This window comes from Lentisalinibacter sediminis (assembly GCF_040706615.1).
In the GTDB taxonomy this organism is placed as follows: domain Bacteria; phylum Pseudomonadota; class Gammaproteobacteria; order Steroidobacterales; family Woeseiaceae; genus Lentisalinibacter; species Lentisalinibacter sediminis.
Genome location: NZ_JAPDRF010000007.1, coordinates 212,666 through 229,154, shown reverse-complemented (window position 1 = coordinate 229,154; position 16,489 = coordinate 212,666). Strand labels below are relative to the sequence as shown.

19 protein-coding genes and 1 other RNA gene are annotated in these 16,489 nt (G+C 67.8%); 10 read left to right on the top strand and 10 right to left on the bottom strand.

Annotated elements, in window-relative coordinates:
* Window positions 1–2: 2 nt before the first annotated feature.
* The 3 genes from mraZ to rsmI all read right to left on the bottom strand — a co-directional run bounded on the left by mraZ (window position 3) and on the right by rsmI (window position 2,083).
* A complete protein-coding gene (mraZ, locus tag ACJMKX_RS16045; RefSeq protein ID WP_405227691.1) occupies window positions 3–458 on the bottom strand; it encodes a division/cell wall cluster transcriptional repressor MraZ in 456 nt (151 codons plus the stop codon).
* 325 nt (window positions 459–783) lie between these two features.
* Window positions 784–1,147: RNase P RNA component class A (gene rnpB / locus ACJMKX_RS16040), an RNA gene on the bottom strand.
* A 54-nt stretch (window positions 1,148–1,201) separates the two neighbouring features.
* Window positions 1,202–2,083 carry a 16S rRNA (cytidine(1402)-2'-O)-methyltransferase gene (rsmI, locus tag ACJMKX_RS16035; RefSeq protein ID WP_405227689.1) on the bottom strand — a complete coding sequence of 294 codons (882 nt, stop codon included), beginning with the start codon at window positions 2,081–2,083 and terminating at the stop codon, window positions 1,202–1,204.
* A 13-nt stretch (window positions 2,084–2,096) separates the two neighbouring features.
* Here rsmI and ACJMKX_RS16030 point away from each other — a divergent pair, with 13 nt between their 5' ends.
* The 3 genes from ACJMKX_RS16030 to ACJMKX_RS16020 are packed head-to-tail and all read left to right on the top strand — an operon-like array spanning window position 2,097 to window position 5,066.
* The gene (locus ACJMKX_RS16030; protein WP_405227687.1) at window positions 2,097–4,088 is read left to right on the top strand and encodes a penicillin-binding protein activator; all 1,992 of its coding nucleotides are present in this window, start codon (window positions 2,097–2,099) and stop codon (window positions 4,086–4,088) included.
* Window positions 4,061–4,435 (top strand): YraN family protein, encoded by a 375-nt coding sequence (locus tag ACJMKX_RS16025; RefSeq protein ID WP_405227685.1) that lies wholly within the window; start codon window positions 4,061–4,063, stop codon window positions 4,433–4,435. Before ACJMKX_RS16030 ends, ACJMKX_RS16025 begins: the two co-directional genes overlap by 28 nt.
* A gap of 40 nt (window positions 4,436–4,475) precedes the next feature.
* Window positions 4,476–5,066 carry a phosphoheptose isomerase gene (locus tag ACJMKX_RS16020; protein WP_405227683.1) on the top strand — a complete coding sequence of 197 codons (591 nt, stop codon included), beginning with the start codon at window positions 4,476–4,478 and terminating at the stop codon, window positions 5,064–5,066.
* A gap of 23 nt (window positions 5,067–5,089) precedes the next feature.
* Here the strand turns inward: ACJMKX_RS16020 and ACJMKX_RS16015 are convergent, their stop codons facing one another.
* From ACJMKX_RS16015 to petA, 5 genes are all read right to left on the bottom strand, one after another.
* Entirely contained in the window at window positions 5,090–5,530 is a 441-nt protein-coding gene (locus ACJMKX_RS16015; protein WP_405227681.1) for a ClpXP protease specificity-enhancing factor, read from the bottom strand.
* A gap of 22 nt (window positions 5,531–5,552) precedes the next feature.
* Entirely contained in the window at window positions 5,553–6,182 is a 630-nt protein-coding gene (locus tag ACJMKX_RS16010; RefSeq protein ID WP_405227680.1) for a glutathione S-transferase N-terminal domain-containing protein, read from the bottom strand.
* A 61-nt stretch (window positions 6,183–6,243) separates the two neighbouring features.
* Complete coding sequence (locus ACJMKX_RS16005; RefSeq protein WP_405227678.1) at window positions 6,244–7,002, bottom strand: cytochrome c1; 759 nt, start codon at window positions 7,000–7,002, stop codon at window positions 6,244–6,246.
* Window positions 6,995–8,248, bottom strand: coding sequence for a cytochrome b (locus ACJMKX_RS16000; protein WP_405227676.1), 1,254 nt, complete (start codon window positions 8,246–8,248; stop codon window positions 6,995–6,997). Before ACJMKX_RS16000 ends, ACJMKX_RS16005 begins: the two co-directional genes overlap by 8 nt.
* Window positions 8,249–8,252: 4 nt before the next feature.
* Entirely contained in the window at window positions 8,253–8,843 is a 591-nt protein-coding gene (gene petA, locus ACJMKX_RS15995) for a ubiquinol-cytochrome c reductase iron-sulfur subunit (RefSeq protein WP_405227674.1), read from the bottom strand.
* A 229-nt stretch (window positions 8,844–9,072) separates the two neighbouring features.
* Here petA and ACJMKX_RS15990 point away from each other — a divergent pair, with 229 nt between their 5' ends.
* The gene (locus ACJMKX_RS15990) at window positions 9,073–10,206 is read left to right on the top strand and encodes a S1C family serine protease (protein WP_405227672.1); all 1,134 of its coding nucleotides are present in this window, start codon (window positions 9,073–9,075) and stop codon (window positions 10,204–10,206) included.
* On the opposite strand, the gene murA is transcribed toward ACJMKX_RS15990, so the two are convergent.
* Window positions 10,203–11,507 (bottom strand): UDP-N-acetylglucosamine 1-carboxyvinyltransferase, encoded by a 1,305-nt coding sequence (gene murA / locus ACJMKX_RS15985; RefSeq protein ID WP_405227670.1) that lies wholly within the window; start codon window positions 11,505–11,507, stop codon window positions 10,203–10,205. The two genes, ACJMKX_RS15990 and murA, sit on opposite strands and share 4 nt — an antisense overlap.
* Before the next feature lie 25 nt (window positions 11,508–11,532).
* The gene (locus ACJMKX_RS15980; protein ID WP_405227668.1) at window positions 11,533–11,775 is read right to left on the bottom strand and encodes a BolA family protein; all 243 of its coding nucleotides are present in this window, start codon (window positions 11,773–11,775) and stop codon (window positions 11,533–11,535) included.
* 183 nt (window positions 11,776–11,958) lie between these two features.
* Between ACJMKX_RS15980 and ACJMKX_RS15975 the strand changes: the two genes are divergently transcribed.
* Genes ACJMKX_RS15975 through lptB form a run of 6 tightly spaced genes read left to right on the top strand, consistent with a single transcriptional unit; the run spans window position 11,959 to window position 16,433 of the window.
* Complete coding sequence (locus ACJMKX_RS15975; protein ID WP_405227666.1) at window positions 11,959–12,939, top strand: calcium/sodium antiporter; 981 nt, start codon at window positions 11,959–11,961, stop codon at window positions 12,937–12,939.
* Window positions 12,940–12,967: 28 nt separating this feature from the next.
* On the top strand, window positions 12,968–13,942 hold the full coding sequence (locus ACJMKX_RS15970; protein ID WP_405227664.1) for a KpsF/GutQ family sugar-phosphate isomerase: 975 nt from the start codon (window positions 12,968–12,970) through the stop codon (window positions 13,940–13,942).
* A 2-nt stretch (window positions 13,943–13,944) separates the two neighbouring features.
* Complete coding sequence (locus tag ACJMKX_RS15965) at window positions 13,945–14,466, top strand: KdsC family phosphatase (RefSeq protein ID WP_405227663.1); 522 nt, start codon at window positions 13,945–13,947, stop codon at window positions 14,464–14,466.
* A complete protein-coding gene (gene lptC / locus ACJMKX_RS15960) occupies window positions 14,463–15,023 on the top strand; it encodes an LPS export ABC transporter periplasmic protein LptC (protein ID WP_405227661.1) in 561 nt (186 codons plus the stop codon). Before ACJMKX_RS15965 ends, lptC begins: the two co-directional genes overlap by 4 nt.
* On the top strand, window positions 14,998–15,711 hold the full coding sequence (gene lptA, locus ACJMKX_RS15955; protein WP_405227659.1) for a lipopolysaccharide transport periplasmic protein LptA: 714 nt from the start codon (window positions 14,998–15,000) through the stop codon (window positions 15,709–15,711). The genes lptC and lptA overlap by 26 nt, the downstream gene beginning before the upstream one ends.
* Window positions 15,708–16,433: an LPS export ABC transporter ATP-binding protein gene (gene lptB, locus ACJMKX_RS15950; RefSeq protein ID WP_405227657.1), complete on the top strand. Its 726-nt coding sequence runs from the start codon at window positions 15,708–15,710 to the stop codon at window positions 16,431–16,433. The genes lptA and lptB overlap by 4 nt, the downstream gene beginning before the upstream one ends.
* Window positions 16,434–16,489 lie beyond the last annotated feature (56 nt).

Genomic DNA, 16,489 nt, shown 5'->3' with positions numbered 1-16,489 from the left:
TCTTATAAGGAGAGCGACTCGAGTTCCGCGGACAGCGGCAGCTCGTCGCCTTCCTCGTCTGCCAACCACGAGTCGCGCTTCTCGCTCCAGCGCTCCTCGTCCCATAACTCGAACTTGTTGCCCTGCCCGATCAGCACCGTGTGCTTGTCGAGCCCGGCAAACTCCCGTAGCTCCTTCGAGAGTAGAATGCGACCATGGCCATCGAGTTCGACCTCTGTCGCATGACCCACCATGAGGCGCATCAGCCGCCGCGCCTTGCGGTCGAGTGCCGGCAGCCGCACGAGCTTGCGCTCGATCTCTTCCCAGTCGGGCAGCGGATAGATAAGGAGGCAGTAATCCCGGTCTACGGTGACAACGAGGTTCCCGTCGCAACGCGCAGCGATCCGCTCGCGGTAGCGCGTCGGTATCGCCAGCCGCCCTTTGGCGTCCAGCGTGACTTTGGTAGGACCTCGAAACATGCGTGGCGGGACCCCCTGTAATCCCAACTATTCCCACTTTTCACCACTTTTCGACACTATAGGGACCGACCCTGAGGGCGTCAATATCGGCGTGCGGATTATCGCTTGTGGGACAGGGACTTAGCGGGAAGAGGCCCGGCCGGGGCGGGACCGGGTGACGGCATATAAAGCCGAAAATCAGTAGCTTAAATGTGCCTTCTCGGCGATATCTGAACTGACTGTCGCCGTTCGGCGACAGGGGCTTTGCGGGGATCGCGAGGGCCGTCGCTTGCGCAAACGGGGGCGGAGGCGGCTTCCGCCACCCCCACCACAGACTCGTCCGAGAAAAAGGAGCCGGCCGGTAAGCCGGGTTCTGTCGAGGGCAATCATTCATCTGGGGCAGCCGTCGCCGGCTGCCTCTAGCGACCTACCCGGGAGTCCGTTCGGGACCGACGGTGCGGCTTGCGCCGCGCACTCCCCTATTTGGTCTTGCTCCGGACGGGGTTTACCTTGCCGCGGCGTGTTACCACCCGCGCGGTGCGCTCTTACCGCACCATTTCACCCTTACCAGCGCCTCTCGGCGCTTCGGCGGTATGCTTTCTGTTGCACTTTCCGTGGGCTCGCGCCCCCCAGGCGTTACCTGGCGTCCTGTCCGAAGGAGCCCGGACTTTCCTCCCCGCGCGAGGCGGGGCGATTGCCTGGCCGGCTCCATGATCCAAATTAGGGCAAGCCGTTACCGGAAGCAAGCCACCAGCGGCGATACCTCAGTCACTGCCCTTCAGAACCAGGGCGCGGCGGTACAGGCGGTTGCGGGGGATGCCGGTCAGGCGGGCGGCCAGCCTGGCGGCAGTCTTCACCGGCAATTCCTCGAGCAGCAGGCCGAGTACCCGGTCGGCTTCCGCCGCGTCCTCGTCTGCCCCGGCCGGCGGCGCGGCGCCCACGCAGACGACGAACTCCCCTTTTGCCGTGATGGCGCCACCCCGCCAGGCTGCGGCCATGTCGCCGGCAGAGCCCCGGTGGAAGGTCTCGTGGGACTTGGTGAGTTCCCGCCCGATCACGACCGGGCGCTCCGGCCCGAGCACCGAGACCAGGTCCTCGAGCAGCTCGCCGCAGCGATGCACGGATTCGTAGAGGACCAGTGTGCGCGGGTCCGCGCGCACCGCCTCCAGCCATCTCCGGCGGGCCTCGCGACGCGCCGGCGGGAAGCCGAGGAAGGCGAAACTGTCCGTCGGCAGTCCCGCGGCGCTGAGCGCGGCCACGGCGGCACAGGGGCCCGGGACGGGCGAGACCGTCAGGCCCGCGCCGGCCGCCGCCCGCACCAGGCGGTAACCGGGGTCGCTCACCAGCGGCGTGCCCGCATCGCTCACCAGCGCCACGGATTCGCCGGCGCGGAGGCGCTCGACGAGACCCGGGATCGCCTGTTCCTCGTTGTGCTCGTGCAGCGCGAATAGCGGCTTTTTGATGCCGAAATGCGTTAGCAATCGCCGGGTGTGCCGGGTATCCTCCGCTGCGATCAGGTCGACCGCCACGAGCGTCTCCCGCGCCCGCACGGACAGATCGTCCAGATTGCCGATGGGCGTGGCAACGACGTACAGTACTCCGGCGGTATCCGGCGCCGGTGAACTCTCTCCAGCGGCTCTGGCCATCTCGGGATCTTTCATGAGGAATCGTCGCATCGTGCATGGCAAATACACGCGAGGGCAAGCTGCCCTGCGCATCTTCGCGCTGCTGCTTACGGGGCTTTTCGCCGCCGGCTGCCAGACCACGCCGGGCGGCACGGGCTATCCCCAGGCCGAGGCCCGGGCCGATTCGCTGGCGGCGGCCGGCCGCCACCAGGATGCGGCCCGTATCTACATCGCGCTCGCCGGCGACGCGGGCGGCGACGAGCGCGCCCGCCTGACGCTGATGGCCGTGGAGGAATGGCTGCGCGCCGGCGATATCGCCCGGGCGCGGACCGCCTTCGCCAGCACGCAGCAGCCGGCGGATGCCGATCTCGCCACCGACTGGGCGCTGACCGCCGCACGTCTGGATCTCGCGGCCGGCGACGCGGCCGCCGCGCTCGAACGGCTGCAGGCGATGAACGACCTGAGCCTGCGGGTGGAACAGCGCCTGCGCCGGGATGCGCTGCGGGGCGCAGCGCTGTTCGACACGGGCAACACCCGGGAGGCGCTGGAACTGCTGGTAAGGCGGGAGCTGTGGCTGGACAACGCGCAGGCCGTGCGCACGAATCACGAGATCATCTGGGCGGGCCTCATCGCCACGCCGCCGGCGCAACTGGAGGCGACGCTGGCAGAGGCGTCCGACCCCACCATACGGGGCTGGCTCGAGCTCGGCCTGACAGGCACGGCCGCCGCCGCGGATACCCTGGCCTTCCGGCGCGGCGTCATGGACTGGCGCCGGTCGTACCCGCGGCACCCGGCCCTGGCCGACCTGGTGCCCTCCCTCCTGAACATCGACATGGCCGCAGGCGCCTATCCGCGCCAGATCGCTGTGCTGCTGCCCCTCTCAGGCCGCAGCGGCCGGGCCGGCGCGGCCATCCGCGACGGTATCCTCGGCGCCTGGTTCAACGACTTCCGCGAGGGCATGAAGCCGCTCATCCGGTTCTACGACGTCGCCGCCGAGGGCAACGTCTACGCATACCGGCAGGCGCTGGAGGAGGGGGCCGAGTTCGTGATCGGTCCGCTGCTGAAACCCTCGGTGATGGATATCGCCACCGGGGTGGAGATCGCGGTACCGACGCTGGCGTTGAACACGCTGCCGGACGAGGTCCAGCCCCCCGCCGGTCTGTACCAGTACGCCCTGGCGCCGGAGGACGAGGCGGCCCAGGTCGGCCGCCGGGTGGTCATCGACGAGCACCCCCGAGGGGTGGCACTGGTTCCTGCGTCCGACTGGGGCGAGCGGGTGCTGGGCGCCTTCGCCGCCTCGCTGGACCAGTCCGGCGGCAGGCTGCTGGACTACCGCCGCTACCAGCCCGGCGCCGCGGATTTCTCCGACACGATCGAGGATCTGTTGCTGCTCGACGAGAGCATCCAGCGCTACCGCCGGCTGCGCGGCGTCGTGGGCGGATCGCTGCAGTTCGAGCCCCGGCGGCGCGGCGATATCGACTTCATCTTCCTCGCCGCCGACGGCACGACCGCAAGGCTGCTGCGCCCGCAGCTGCGATTCCATTACGCCGGCGGCCTGCCCGTCTACGCCACCTCCACCATCAACGAGCGCGACGGCCGCAGCAACTCCGACCTGAACGGCATACTGTTCCCGGAGGTCCCCTGGATCGTCTCCGAACGCGCGGAGATCGGAGGCCTGCGTGCCACCTATACGGAGCTGTGGCCGGGGTCGCCCCCCCTGTCCCGACTGCACGCCATGGGCTACGACGCCTACCGCCTGGTCGGCGCGCTGCAGGACGGCGCCGGCAGCGGCCTGGAAGAACCGCTGCAGGGCATGACCGGGGAACTCAGCATGGACCTGCGTGGCGTGATCCACCGTCGCCTGCCCTTCGCTACCTTCGAGCAGGGCGAGATCGTCGCGGTGGCGGAACCGGTGCCGGAGACCGGGGACGAGGCCGACCTGCCGCCGGGCATCGACATCCTGCTCCGGGACTCGCCCCGGGCGCGGCCGCCGGCATCGTGGGACGCACCGGCCGACAGCGACTAGGAGACGGCGCCGAGGACCTGGCCCGCCGCCACCTCGAGAGGGCCGGGCTCGACTGCGTGGCGGCGAACTACCGCTGCCGCCTGGGCGAGCTGGACCTGCTCATGCGCGCCGGCAATACACTGGTCGTGGTGGAGGTCCGCTACCGGGGTGCCGGCGCACGCTACAGCGCCCGCGACTCGGTCTCGCCATCCAAGCAGCGCCGGATCGTCCGTGCCACCGAGCAGTTTCTCTGCCGGTATCCCCGCTACGCACAGATGGAATTCCGCTTCGACGTCGTCTGCATCGACGTGAGCGCGGACGGGCGTCCACGGTTACAATGGCTGCAGGACGCCTTCCGACCCTGGTGAAGACCACGGACGAGAGCACCGACGAGAGCAAAGAGTCACCATGGAAACCGAGAGCATCGTCAGAGACCACTTCGCCGAGAGCATCGCCGTCAAGCAGGCCGCGTCGGAGACCCTGGCGCTGCCCGTCGCCGCCGGCGGCGCCATGCTCACCCGCTGTCTGCTGGAAGACGGCAAGATCCTGTCCTGCGGCAACGGCGGATCGGCGGGTGACGCCCAGCACTTCTCCTCGGAGCTGCTGAACCGCTTCGAGCGGGAGCGCCCCGGCCTGCCGGGGCTGGCGCTCACCACGGATTCCTCGACGCTGACGTCGATCTCGAACGACTACGCCTACGACGAGATCTTCTCCAAGCAGGTCCGCGCACTCGGTCGGCCGGGCGACGTGCTGCTCGCGATATCGACTTCCGGGAACTCGGAGAATGTGTGCCGCGCCATCACGGCCGCCCACGAGCGCAGCATGCCGGTGCTGGCCATGACCGGGCGCGACGGCGGCCGCATGGCCGGCATGCTGGGCGCCGACGACGTGGAGATACGGGTGCCGGCGGAGCGCACCGCGCGCATTCAGGAAGTGCACCTGGTGGTGATCCACTGCCTGTGCGATCTCATCGACCGCTCGCTGCTGGGTGCCGGCTAGGGTCTATCGACAGGCGCTGCTGCCTACTTCACCACCTTGAGGTGAGACGGCCGGCTGCTGCGCCCGCCATCGTTCTCATTGTCGTCATCATTACCGCCGTCGCCGCCGGGGCCGTCGGGCGGCTCCGGGCCGTCGTCGTTCTGGGAGAAGATCATGCCCTGGCCCGTCTCCCGGGCGTAGATGCCCAGGATGGCCGTCACGGGTACCCAGACGTTGTAGGGTGTGCCGCCGAAACGGGCGCGGAAACTGACCGCCTCGTTGTCCAGCCTGAGGTCATGGGCGGCGGAATAGCTGATGTTGAGGATGATGCGGCCGTCCTTCGCGTGCTGCTCGGGCACGTTGACGCCGGCCATGGTGGCGTCGACGACGATGTGCGGCGTATGTCCGCTGTCACTCATCCACTCGTGCATCGCCCGCACGAGATAGGGACGCTTCGATACCGCGGCCGGGACGTCGGAACTCATCCTCCGGCTGCCGACCGCAGGCTCACAGCCGCATCTCCTGTTCGCGTTCGGTGAGACTCTGCTGGAACGAAGAGCGCGCGAAGATCCGGTCCATGTAGGCCTCGATGGCGCCGCTCTTGGTCGAGATGTCGATGTTGTAGACCGGGAGACGCCACAGGATGGGCGCGATGCTCGCATCCACCAGCGAGAACTCGTCGCTCAGGAAGAACTCCCTCGCGGCGAACACGTCCGCACTCTGCAGGATGGACTCCTTCAGCATTTTCCGGGAGCGGGTCGCCTGCTTCTTCTCGCTGGCCTCCTCGATCTCCTCAGCGAGGCGGTACCAGTCCGTCTCGATACGGAACAGAGCCAGGCGGAAATGGGCGCGGGTCACCGGGTCGACGGGCATCAGCGGCGGGTGCGGGAAGCGCTCGTCCAGGTACTCGATGATCACCCGGGAGTCGTACAGCACGAGGTCCCGGTCCACCAGAGTGGGCACCGTGTGGTAGGGGTTCAGATCGAGCAGGTCCTCCGGCAGCTCCGGTCCCTCGACGTTGACGATCTCGATGTTGATGCTCTTCTCGGCGAGCACCAGCCGCACCCGGTGACTGTGGATGTCGGTGGGCCGGGAAAATAGCGTCATCACTGAGCGCCGATTGGCAATTACCGCCATGATGGTCTACCTCTGACGTCCTGTTGCGGCGGGGCGCAAGGCCCGGCGGCAGGCTGGTAACTCAGTGTACGTCCTTCCAGATCTCTTTCTTCAGCAAGTAGGCGAAGAGGAAGAATACCACCAGGAACAGCAGCACCCAGATGCCGAGCACGCGACGCTCCAGCTGAACGGGCTCGCTGATGTAGTCGAGGAAGTTGACCGTGTCGCGAACGAACTGGTCGTACTCCCCGGGCGAGAGCGTACCCTCTGTGATCTGCTCGAACTCCACGAACTGCTGCACCGTGTGACCTTTCTCGTCCGTCACCTCCTCGTACACCGGCCGCTGCAGGCCCTGCAGCTTCCAGAGCACGTGGGGCATGCTGGCACCGGCCAGCAACATGTTGTTGGTGCCGGTGGGCCGGCTGTCGTCCACGTAGAAGGTGCGCAGAAAGTTGTAGAGATAATCCGTGCCCCGGCTGCGGGCGATGAGGGAGAGATCCGGCGGCGTCTTGCCGAACCAGCGTGCCGACTGATCGGCCGGCATGGAGGCCTGGACGGTCTCGTGGGTTTTCTCGGCGTTGAACATCAGGTTCTCGATGAGCTGTTCCTCGCTCAGCTCGAGACCGTCCGCCAGCGTGTTGTAGCGCACGTACTTGGCCGAGTGGCAGCCGGCGCAGTAGTTCATGTAGTTACGCGCCCCCCGCTGCAGTGACGCCTCGTTGCCCACGTCGTTGTTGGCCGGCTCGTTGAACTGCGAGCCGCCGCCGGCGGCCGTGGCCTGGACCGAGAAGGAAGCCGCCGCGGCCGCGACGAGCGTGACGACGATTCTTGCCTTAGCCATGGTAGACGACCCTCTCCGGCACCGGTTTGGTTTTCTCGATCTTCGTGTAGAACGGCATCAACAGGAAGAACGCGAAGTACACCACGGTGAAGATCCGCGCCAGCAGCGTGTACAGACCGGTCGCGGGCTGCACCCCGAGATACCCCAGCACGATGAAGCTGACGACGAAGGCAGCCAGCGCGCCCTTGTAGATCGCGCCCCGGTAACGGATGGACCTGACCTTGCAGCGGTCCAGCCAGGGCAGGAACAGCGGCAGCAGCACTGCCGCGCCCATCAGGATGACGCCGAGCAGCTTGTCGGGCACCGCCCGCAGGATCGCGTAGAAGGGCGTGAAGTACCACACCGGTGCGATGTGCTCTGGCGTCACCAGCGGATCCGCCGGATCGAAGTTGGCGTGCTCCAGGAAGTAACCGCCCATCTCCGGCGCGAAGAAGACGACCGCCGAGAACGCCATCAGGAAGACGATGATCGCCACCAGGTCCTTGGAGGTGTGATACGGATGGAACGCGACGCCGTCGACCGGCACGCCGTCCGCGTCCTTGTGCTCCTTGATCTCGATACCGTCAGGGTTGTTCGAGCCCACCTCGTGCAGCGCCAGGATGTGTACCACCACCAGCATGACCAGCACCAGCGGCAGCGCGATCACGTGCAAGGCGAAGAACCGGTTCAGCGTGATATCCGAGATGGAGTAGTCACCGCGTATCCACTCCACCAGCGTGTCGCCGATGGCCGGTATGGCGCCGAACAGGGAGACGATGACCTGGGCACCCCAGTACGACATCTGGCCCCAGGGCAGCAGGTAGCCGAAGAACGCCTCCGCCATGAGGACGAGAAAGATCAGCATGCCGATGATCCAGATGAGCTCACGCGGCTTCTTGTAAGAGCCGTACAGCATGGCCCGGAACATGTGCAGGTAGACCACGACGAAGAAAGCGGATGCGCCGGTGGAGTGCATGTAGCGGATCAGCCAGCCCCAGTCCACGTCGCGCATGATGTACTCGACCGAGGCGAACGCCTCCGTCGCCGAGGGCTTGTAGTTCATGGTGAGGAAGATGCCCGTCACCAGCTGGATGACCAGCACCACCATCGACAGCACGCCGAACACGTACCAGACATTGAAATTCTTGGCGGCGTAGTATTCGGTGACATGCTCTTTCAGCATGCTCTCCAGCGGGAAGCGGTCGTTGATCCACTTCACCAGGCCACCGCGGGTCGACTCGGTCACTTCAGCTTCGGTTCTAGCCATCGTCTTACGCTGCTCCCGTCTCGTCACCGACCAGTATCACGTCGTCATTGATGAAGCGGTACGGCGGCACCGGCAGGTTCAGCGGTGCCGGCACACCCGCATACACCCGGCCGGACAGGTCGAACTTCGAGCCGTGGCACGGGCAGTAGAAACCGCCGTACCAGTCGTCGCCCAGGTCCGCGGGCTGGACCTCGAACCGCTTGATGGGCGCGCAGCCGAGGTGGGTACACTGGCCGACCACCACGAAATACTCGGGTTTACGCGCCCTCGCCGGGTTTTGCGCGTATTCGGGCTGTTCGGATTCAGAGGAGTCCGGGTCGCGCAGGTATTGTTCAGCTTTCTCCAGACGCTCCAGCATGTCCGGGCTGCGACGGAGCACCCAGACCGGCTTGCCGCGCCACTCGACACGGACCATCTCGCCGACCTCCAGGGGGCCGACGTCGATTTCCACCGGCGCGCCGAGAGCCTCGGCGCGGGCGCTGGGCCGCAGGGAAATAACGAAAGGCGCCGCGGCGAGCACCGCGCCCACACCACCGGTTACGGCGGTCGCTACAGCAAGGAAATGACGTCTGCTGCGATCAACGTCGTCCGTCATCAGGCACTCCCATACAACCGGCTATGACAAGCTCGTTCTAGGTTTGGCTCGAAACTGGTAAATTGACTGAGATTCCCGGCGGGAGCCCGACAGGCCCGGAGAGGTCCTGGGCCGGAGGCCGCGCATGGGTCAAAACCGGGATTATACACACCGCCAGACGGAGTTGCCTACCAGCGGGCCGCCGGATGACCCGGGTCCAGGCGGTGTCCACGAGCGTCACGAGAGCGTCATGGCAGGCATCCAGCGGGCAGTCTACTTCCTCGTCCAGTCGATCGTGATCGGGCTGGCTGCGGCCTTCCTGATCGTGCTGGTGAGGCCGGAGCTGATGCCTGTCTCCGGCGGGCCGGAAGCCGCCGGCGTCCCCGCTCCGGGGGGCTACGCCGACGCAGTGGCCCGCAGCGCCCCGGCCGTGGTGAACGTGTACACCACACGACTGGTGCGCGACGGCGCGCGGCCCGAAGAACGTCGGCCGGAGCGCTTCCGTCTCGACTCCAGCCTCGGCTCGGCCGTCATCATCGACAGCGAAGGCTACCTGGTCACCAACTACCACGTGGTCGCCGGCGCCGTGCAGATCCGCGTGCAGCTCGCCGACGGCCGCGTGGCCGACCCGGTGCCCGTGGGCCAGGACCTGGAGACCGACCTCGCGCTCCTGAAGATCGACCTGCCGGACCTGCCGGCGGTGCCGCTGGGCCGCTCGGACCGACTGCGCATCGGCGACGTGGTCCTGGCCATCGGCAACCCCTACGGCCTGAGTCAGACGGTGACCCAGGGCATCGTCAGCGCGACCGGCCGCGGCCTGCTCGGCCTGACCACTTTCGAGAACTTCATCCAGACGGATGCCGCCATCAACACCGGCAACTCCGGCGGCGCGCTGGTGAACACGCGCGGCGAGCTGGTCGGCATCAACACGGCTGTGCTCGCGCAGGACATCGCCACCGAAGGCATCAGTTTCGCCATCCCGGTGAACCTGGTGCGTGGCGTGGTGCGCGAGCTGAAGGAGCACGGCCGCGTCATCCGCGGCTGGCTGGGCATGGAGCCCGACGATCTCACGCCGGCGGAACTGGCGGCACTGGGTCTCGAGAGCACGGGGGGCATCCTGCTGGAACGGGTCCATGAGAACAGCCCGGCGAGCCGCGCCGGTCTGCGGCGCGGCGACGTGCTGGTGGCGATCGACGGTGCGCCTATCGGCAACACGCAGCAGGCGCTGCTGAGGGTGGCCGGGGTGAAGCCGGGCACGCGCCTCGCTATCACCGGCATCCGCGACGGTGAGCGCTTCGAGACCGAGGCGGTCGTCGGCGAGCGGCCCCAGTTCCGACCGGCGTCCTCTTCCCCGCCCCCGCCGTCGGCGGAATCCTCCCGCTAGCCGGCCGCTCGTTCCGCTGCACCCTCGCCGTCGGCAGTCTCGCTGCCCGGCACCCGTCGAATGACCGCGCCGAGCTGGCGCAGCTTCTCCTCGATGCACTCGTAGCCGCGGTCGACGTGGTAGATGCGGTCCACCAGGGTCTCGCCCTTCGCGACCAGCCCTGCGAGCACGAGGCCGGCGGAAGCCCTGAGGTCCGTGGCCATGACCGGCGCGCCCTGCAGCGCCTCCACCCCCTCCGAGATCGCGGTATTCCCTTCCAGACGGATGCGCGCGCCCATGCGCTGCATCTCGAGCACGTGCATGAAGCGATTCTCGAAGATGGTCTCGGTGATGGTGCCGACGCCTTCGGCCACCGCATTCAGCGCGCAGAACTGCGCCTGCATGTCCGTCGGGAAAGCGGGATAGGGCGCGGTTCGGATGTCCACGGCGCGGGGCCGCCGTCCGCCCATGTCGAGCTCGATCCAGTCCTCGCCCGTGCGGATCTGCGCCCCCGCCTCGGTCAGCTTGGCCAGCACCGCCTCCAGGATGTCCGGCCGGGTCTGCTTCAGCCGCACGCGGCCCCGGGTCATGGCGCCGGCCACCAGGTAGGTACCGGTCTCGATGCGGTCCGGCAGCACCGTATGGCGTGTGCCCGAGAGCGTCTCGACGCCCTGGATGCGGATGGTCCCGCTGCCGGCTCCCTCGATCCGCGCACCCATGCTGTTCAGGAAGGCGGCCAGATCCGCCACCTCCGGCTCACGCGCGGCGTTTTCCAGCACCGTTTCGCCCCGGGCCAGCGTGGCCGCCATCATCAGGTTCTCCGTGCCGGTGACCGTGACCGTCTCGAACACGAAGTGGGTGCCCTGCAGGCGGCCGGCCCGGGCGCGGATATAGCCGTCCTCGATCTCCACCTCGGCGCCCATCGCCCGCAGTCCCGCCACGTGCAGATCAACCGGCCGGGCGCCGATGGCGCAGCCGCCGGGCAGCGAGACGTCGGCAGCGCCGTGGCGCGCCAGCAGCGGCCCCAGCACCAGAATGGAGGCCCGCATTGTCTTCACCAGGTCGTAGGGAGCCCGCAGCTCGCGTATCGCCGAGGCGTCCACCTCGACGCTGAGCCGGTCGTCCACGGTCACCTCCACACCCATGCGCTGGAGCAGCGAGATGGTGGTGGTCACGTCCCTGAGATGGGGAACGTTGGCAACGGTGACCCGCTCGGAGGCCAGCAGGGTGGCGGCAAGGATCGGCAGTGTGGCGTTCTTGGCGCCGGAGATGCGGATCTCGCCATCCAGCGCTGAGCCGCCGGTGATCTTCAGTTTGTCCATGCTCGAAAACGGGCCGCCGGGCGCCTCAGCCCTGGCGGCTCCACTCGTCCGGCGTGAAGGCGCGGATCGAGAGTGCATGGATCTCCCGGCCCATGCGCTCGCCGAGGCAGCCATAGACCATCTGGTGGCGCTTTAGCGGACGCTGGCCCTCGAACTGCGGACTCACGACGACGGCCTCGAAATGGGTGTTGTCGTTGCTGGCGACCTGCGCCCGGGTATCGGGCAGGCCCTGCTCGATAAGCTGCGAGATTTCCTGAGGTGTAATCATCCCCAAACTGATGAAGCACTCTGTATGATTCCGCGCGCAGTGTAGCCCAAAGGCAGTCCGGACCCAACGGCTGCGCCCGGCGTCGCGGCGGCCGGGCCCTATTGTGTATGATTCTGCCCCTCTTCGCCGTGGGGGCGGCTGCCGCGGGCGCTGGGTCGCCCCTGTCGAGGTTCGAACCTGACCATGTTGCTCGATCTCATCTCCGTCGCAATCGGCCTGGCGCTCCTGATCTGGGGCGCGGACCGCTTCGTCGTGGGCGCAGCAGGGACGGCTCGCAACCTGGGCGTCCCCACGCTGCTGATCGGGCTGACCATCGTCGGATTCGCGACCTCCGCACCGGAGATCCTCGTCTCCGTGGTCGCCGCCCTCGCGGGGCGCCCGAGCCTCGCACTCGGTAACGCGATCGGCTCGAATATCGCCAACGTCGCCCTGGTGCTCGGGGCCGTCGCGGCGGTGCGGCCCATCCTGGTCACCTCGACCATCCTGCGCCGGGAGATGCCCCTGCTGCTGGCGGTCACGCTGCTCACGCTCGCCCTGTTCCTGGATCTGCGCCTGACCCGCATCGACGGCTTCGTGATGCTGGGGGCCCTGGTCGTGGTGCTGTACTGGATCGTGCGGCTCGGGACCGGCGCGCGCGCCGCCGATCCCATCGAGGCGGAGTACGAGGCCGAGATCCCCCGCGACATGCCGATGCGCACGGCCATCCTGTGGCTGGCGGTAGGGCTCGCCGTCCTGCTCGTAGGCTCGGAATTGCTGGTGGACGGCGCCCTCCAGCTGGCCCGGGAGCTCGGTGTCAGCGAACTCGTGATCGGCGTCACACTGGTGGCCATCGGCACCAGCCTGCCGGAACTGGCGGTGTCGCTGGTGAGCGCGCTGAAAGGCGAGCAGGGTCTGGCCATCGGCAACATTCTCGGCTCCAACATGTTCAACCTTCTGGCCGTCATCGGCCTGGCCGTCGTCATCCACCCGGCGACGGTGGAACCGACGGTACTGACGCTGCACTTCTTCGTCATGGTGGCCGTCACGCTGGTCCTGTTCGCGATGACGTACAATTACGCTGATGCCGGCCGTATCGGCCGGCTGGAAGGCGTGGCGCTGCTCGTCGCGTTCGTGGCTTACCACAGCTACGTGGTCTCGCAGAACCTGGGGCAGACGCTCACCTGAGCCGCGGCGGCGACGCCGTCAGGAGCGAATGCTGGACGCAAAAGCCACCAGAGAACTGGCCCGCAACGTGCTCGGCATCGAGGCACGGGCGGTGCAGGACCTGGCCGAACGCATCGGCGAGGACTTCGACCGCGCCTGCAGCCTGTGCCTCGCCTGCACGGGGCGCATCGTTGTCACCGGCATGGGCAAGTCCGGACACATCGGCGGCAAAATCGCCGCCACCCTCGCCAGCACCGGCAGTCCGGCCTTCTTCGTCCACCCGGGCGAGGCGAGCCACGGCGATCTGGGCATGATCACCGCCACCGATCTGGTCATGGCCGTCTCCTATTCCGGCGAGACCCAGGAGATCGTCACCATCCTGCCGCTGGTCAAGCGGCTCGGGGTACCGCTGATCACGCTGACCGGCAAACGCGACTCGACGCTGGGCAGGGCCTCCGACGTAGTCCTCGACGTCGGCGTGCAGGAAGAGGCCTGCCCGCTCAATCTGGCCCCGACCGCCAGCACCACGGCGACGCTCGCCATGGGCGACGCCCTCGCGGTGGCACTGCTCGAGTCGCGCGGCTTCACGGCCGAGGATTTCGCCCGCTCGCATCCCGGTGGCAGCCTGGGCCGGCGTCTGCTGCTGACGGTGGGCGACATCATGCACACCGGCGACGACGTGCCCCGGGTGGGCCCCGGGGTCACGCTCAGTGATGGCCTGCTGGAGATGACCCGCAAGGGCCTGGGCATGACCGCGGTGGTGGACGCGGCCGGCCGCGTGGTCAGCATCTTCACCGACGGCGACCTGCGCCGCACACTCGACACCGGCGCCGACATACGCGCTACGACCATGGCGGAGGTCACCCACGCCGGCTGCCTGACGGTGACGCCGGATACGCTCGCCGCGGAAGCGGTGCACATCATCGAGCAGAACAAGATCACGGCACTGCTCGTCGTGGACGAACGCGAGCATCTGATCGGAGCGCTGAATATCCACGACCTGTTCCGCGCCGGCGTCATGTAACGGTGGCGGACCTCAGCGACAGGCTGTCCAGGCTGCGTCTGATCGTCTTCGACGTGGACGGCGTGTTCACCGACGGGCGCTTCCTCATGGACGAGGACGGCAGGGAATACAAGACCTTCCATACCCAGGACGGTTACGGCGTACGCCGCCTGCTGGAGGCGGGGGTGCAGGTGGCCGTCATCAGCGGGCGGCGTTCCGGCGCGGTGGACCGGCGCATGGCGGAACTGGGCGTGACCCGGGTCGTGCAGGGCTGCCGGCACAAGATCCCCGAACTCCACGCGCTGGCGCAGGAACTCGGTATCGACCTGGCCGAGGCAGCCTACGTGGGCGACGACCTGCCCGACCGGGAGGCGATGCGTGCCTGCGGCCTCGCCATCGCGGTGGCCAACGCCGTACCCGACATCGTCGCCGAGGCGGACTACGTCACGGCCCGCGGCGGCGGCCACGGCGCCGTCCGGGAAGTGGCCGATCTGGTACTCGCTGCAAGGCTCGCCGCCGCCGGCGACGGAGGCGCGTCCGCGTGAACCTGCGCGGCGTCCTCGCCCTGCTGCTGCTGGCGGCGGCCGCCGTCGGCACCTGGCTGCTGAGCCTGCGGGGCACCGAGGAGGTGCCGGAGGCGGCCGACCCGAGCACGATCGTCAGCGGCTACTACATGCGCGATGCCACCGTCACCGGTACGGCCGAGGACGGCGACGTCCTCTACCGGCTGCATGCGGCGGAAGCGACCCAGGCCGAGGACGGCGGTCCCGTGCAACTCACGGACGTGACCGTGCGCTACAGCCCGGAGGCCACCGTGCCCTGGTCGCTGACCGCCGCCAGCGGCGTGCTGCAGCCGGCGTCGCGGAAGATCGTATTGAGCGGCGATGTGCGCGCGGTCAGCGAACCGGACGACAACGGTGAGATCACCGAGCTCACCACGCTGCACCTCGAATTCGACCCGCGCGCGAAGACGGCGAGTACCGACGAACGCGTCACAATCCGCATCGGCGAGCAGAGTCTGTCGGCGACCGGCATGCTAGCATTCCTGCAGGAAGACCGAGTGGAGCTGAAGTCCAATGTCAGCGGCAAATTCATGCCCTGACGCCGGGCGCACCCTGCGCCGGCGAGGGTTCGACAAGCGACTCACGGCCGCGCCCCTGCTGGCGGCGGCCGTCGTCCTGCTGGCGGCTCCTCTCTTCACGTCGGGCCAGAGCCTTCGCGAGGGCGTCGACAGCCGGCTGCCGATCTCCCTGGATGCGGACTCCAGCGAATTCGACCGCCGTAACAACCTGATGATATTCCGCGGCCTGCGCATCACCCAGGGCACGATCGGCATCGAGGCCGACCGGGGCCAAACGCTGTTCGGCGGCGACAGCAGCCCGGACTTCCGGGACAGCGTCTGGCGTTTCGAGGGCAACGTACGCATCGACGTGGACACCACCAATATCCTCTGCGACAGCGCCGAGCTCACCTTCAGAGACCACCGCCTCTCCAGCGCCGTGGCCGCCGGCGACCCCGCCCGGTTCCGGGACGAACGGCCGGAGGAAGGCACGGTTACCACCGGCCGGGCCGGCCGCTTCGAGTACGACGTGACCGCCGGCCGGGTCAGGTTCACCGGTGACGCCCGCATCCGCGAAGGCTCCAACACGATTGCGGGCGAGCTGCTGGTCTACGACCTCGATCAGCAGGTGGTCACCGCACGCGGACGGGAGGGCGAGGACGGCAAGGTAAGCCTCACCATCGTGCCGGAGGAGGTGGAGCAGCGCCTGGACGACGACGAGGCGCCATGAGCATCCTGAGCGTCCAGGACGTCCACAAGAGCTACAAGTTCCGCGAAGTCGTCAAGGGTATCTCGCTGGAGATCTCCAGCGGCGAGGTCGTCGGCCTGCTGGGCCCGAACGGCGCCGGCAAGACCACCGCCTTTTATATGATCGTTGGCCTGATCCCCTGCGACAAGGGACGCATCCTGCTGGACGCGCAGGACCTCACCCACCTGCCCATGCACCGGCGCGCCCGCCTCGGTCTGGGCTACCTGCCGCAGGAGGCATCCATATTCCGCAAGCTCACCGTGGAGCAGAACGTGCTCGGCATCCTGGAAACCCGGGACGAGCTGGAACGCAGCGACCGCGAGCGTATCCTGGACGAGCTGCTGGACGAGCTGCACGTCGGTCACGTGCGTACCAGCCTCGGCATGAGCCTGTCCGGCGGCGAGCGCCGGCGCGTGGAGATCGCCCGGGCCCTGGCGGCGGACCCGCGCTTCGTGCTGCTGGACGAGCCGTTCGCCGGCGTCGACCCGATCTCGGTCATCGACATCCAGCGCATCATCCGCCACCTGAGCGACCGCGGCATCGGGGTGCTCATCACTGATCATAATGTGAGGGAGACCCTCGGAATCTGCAGCCGAGCCTATATACTCAACGAGGGGTCATTGATCGCAGAAGGCACGCCGGAGGAGATTCTGGCGGACCGCCATGTGCGGCAGGTCTATCTGGGCGAGGGGTTCCGGCTCTGACCATCGGCAGACGCACACGGACTCACCGGCAGCGCGACAGGGGCTGCCCGGCAGCA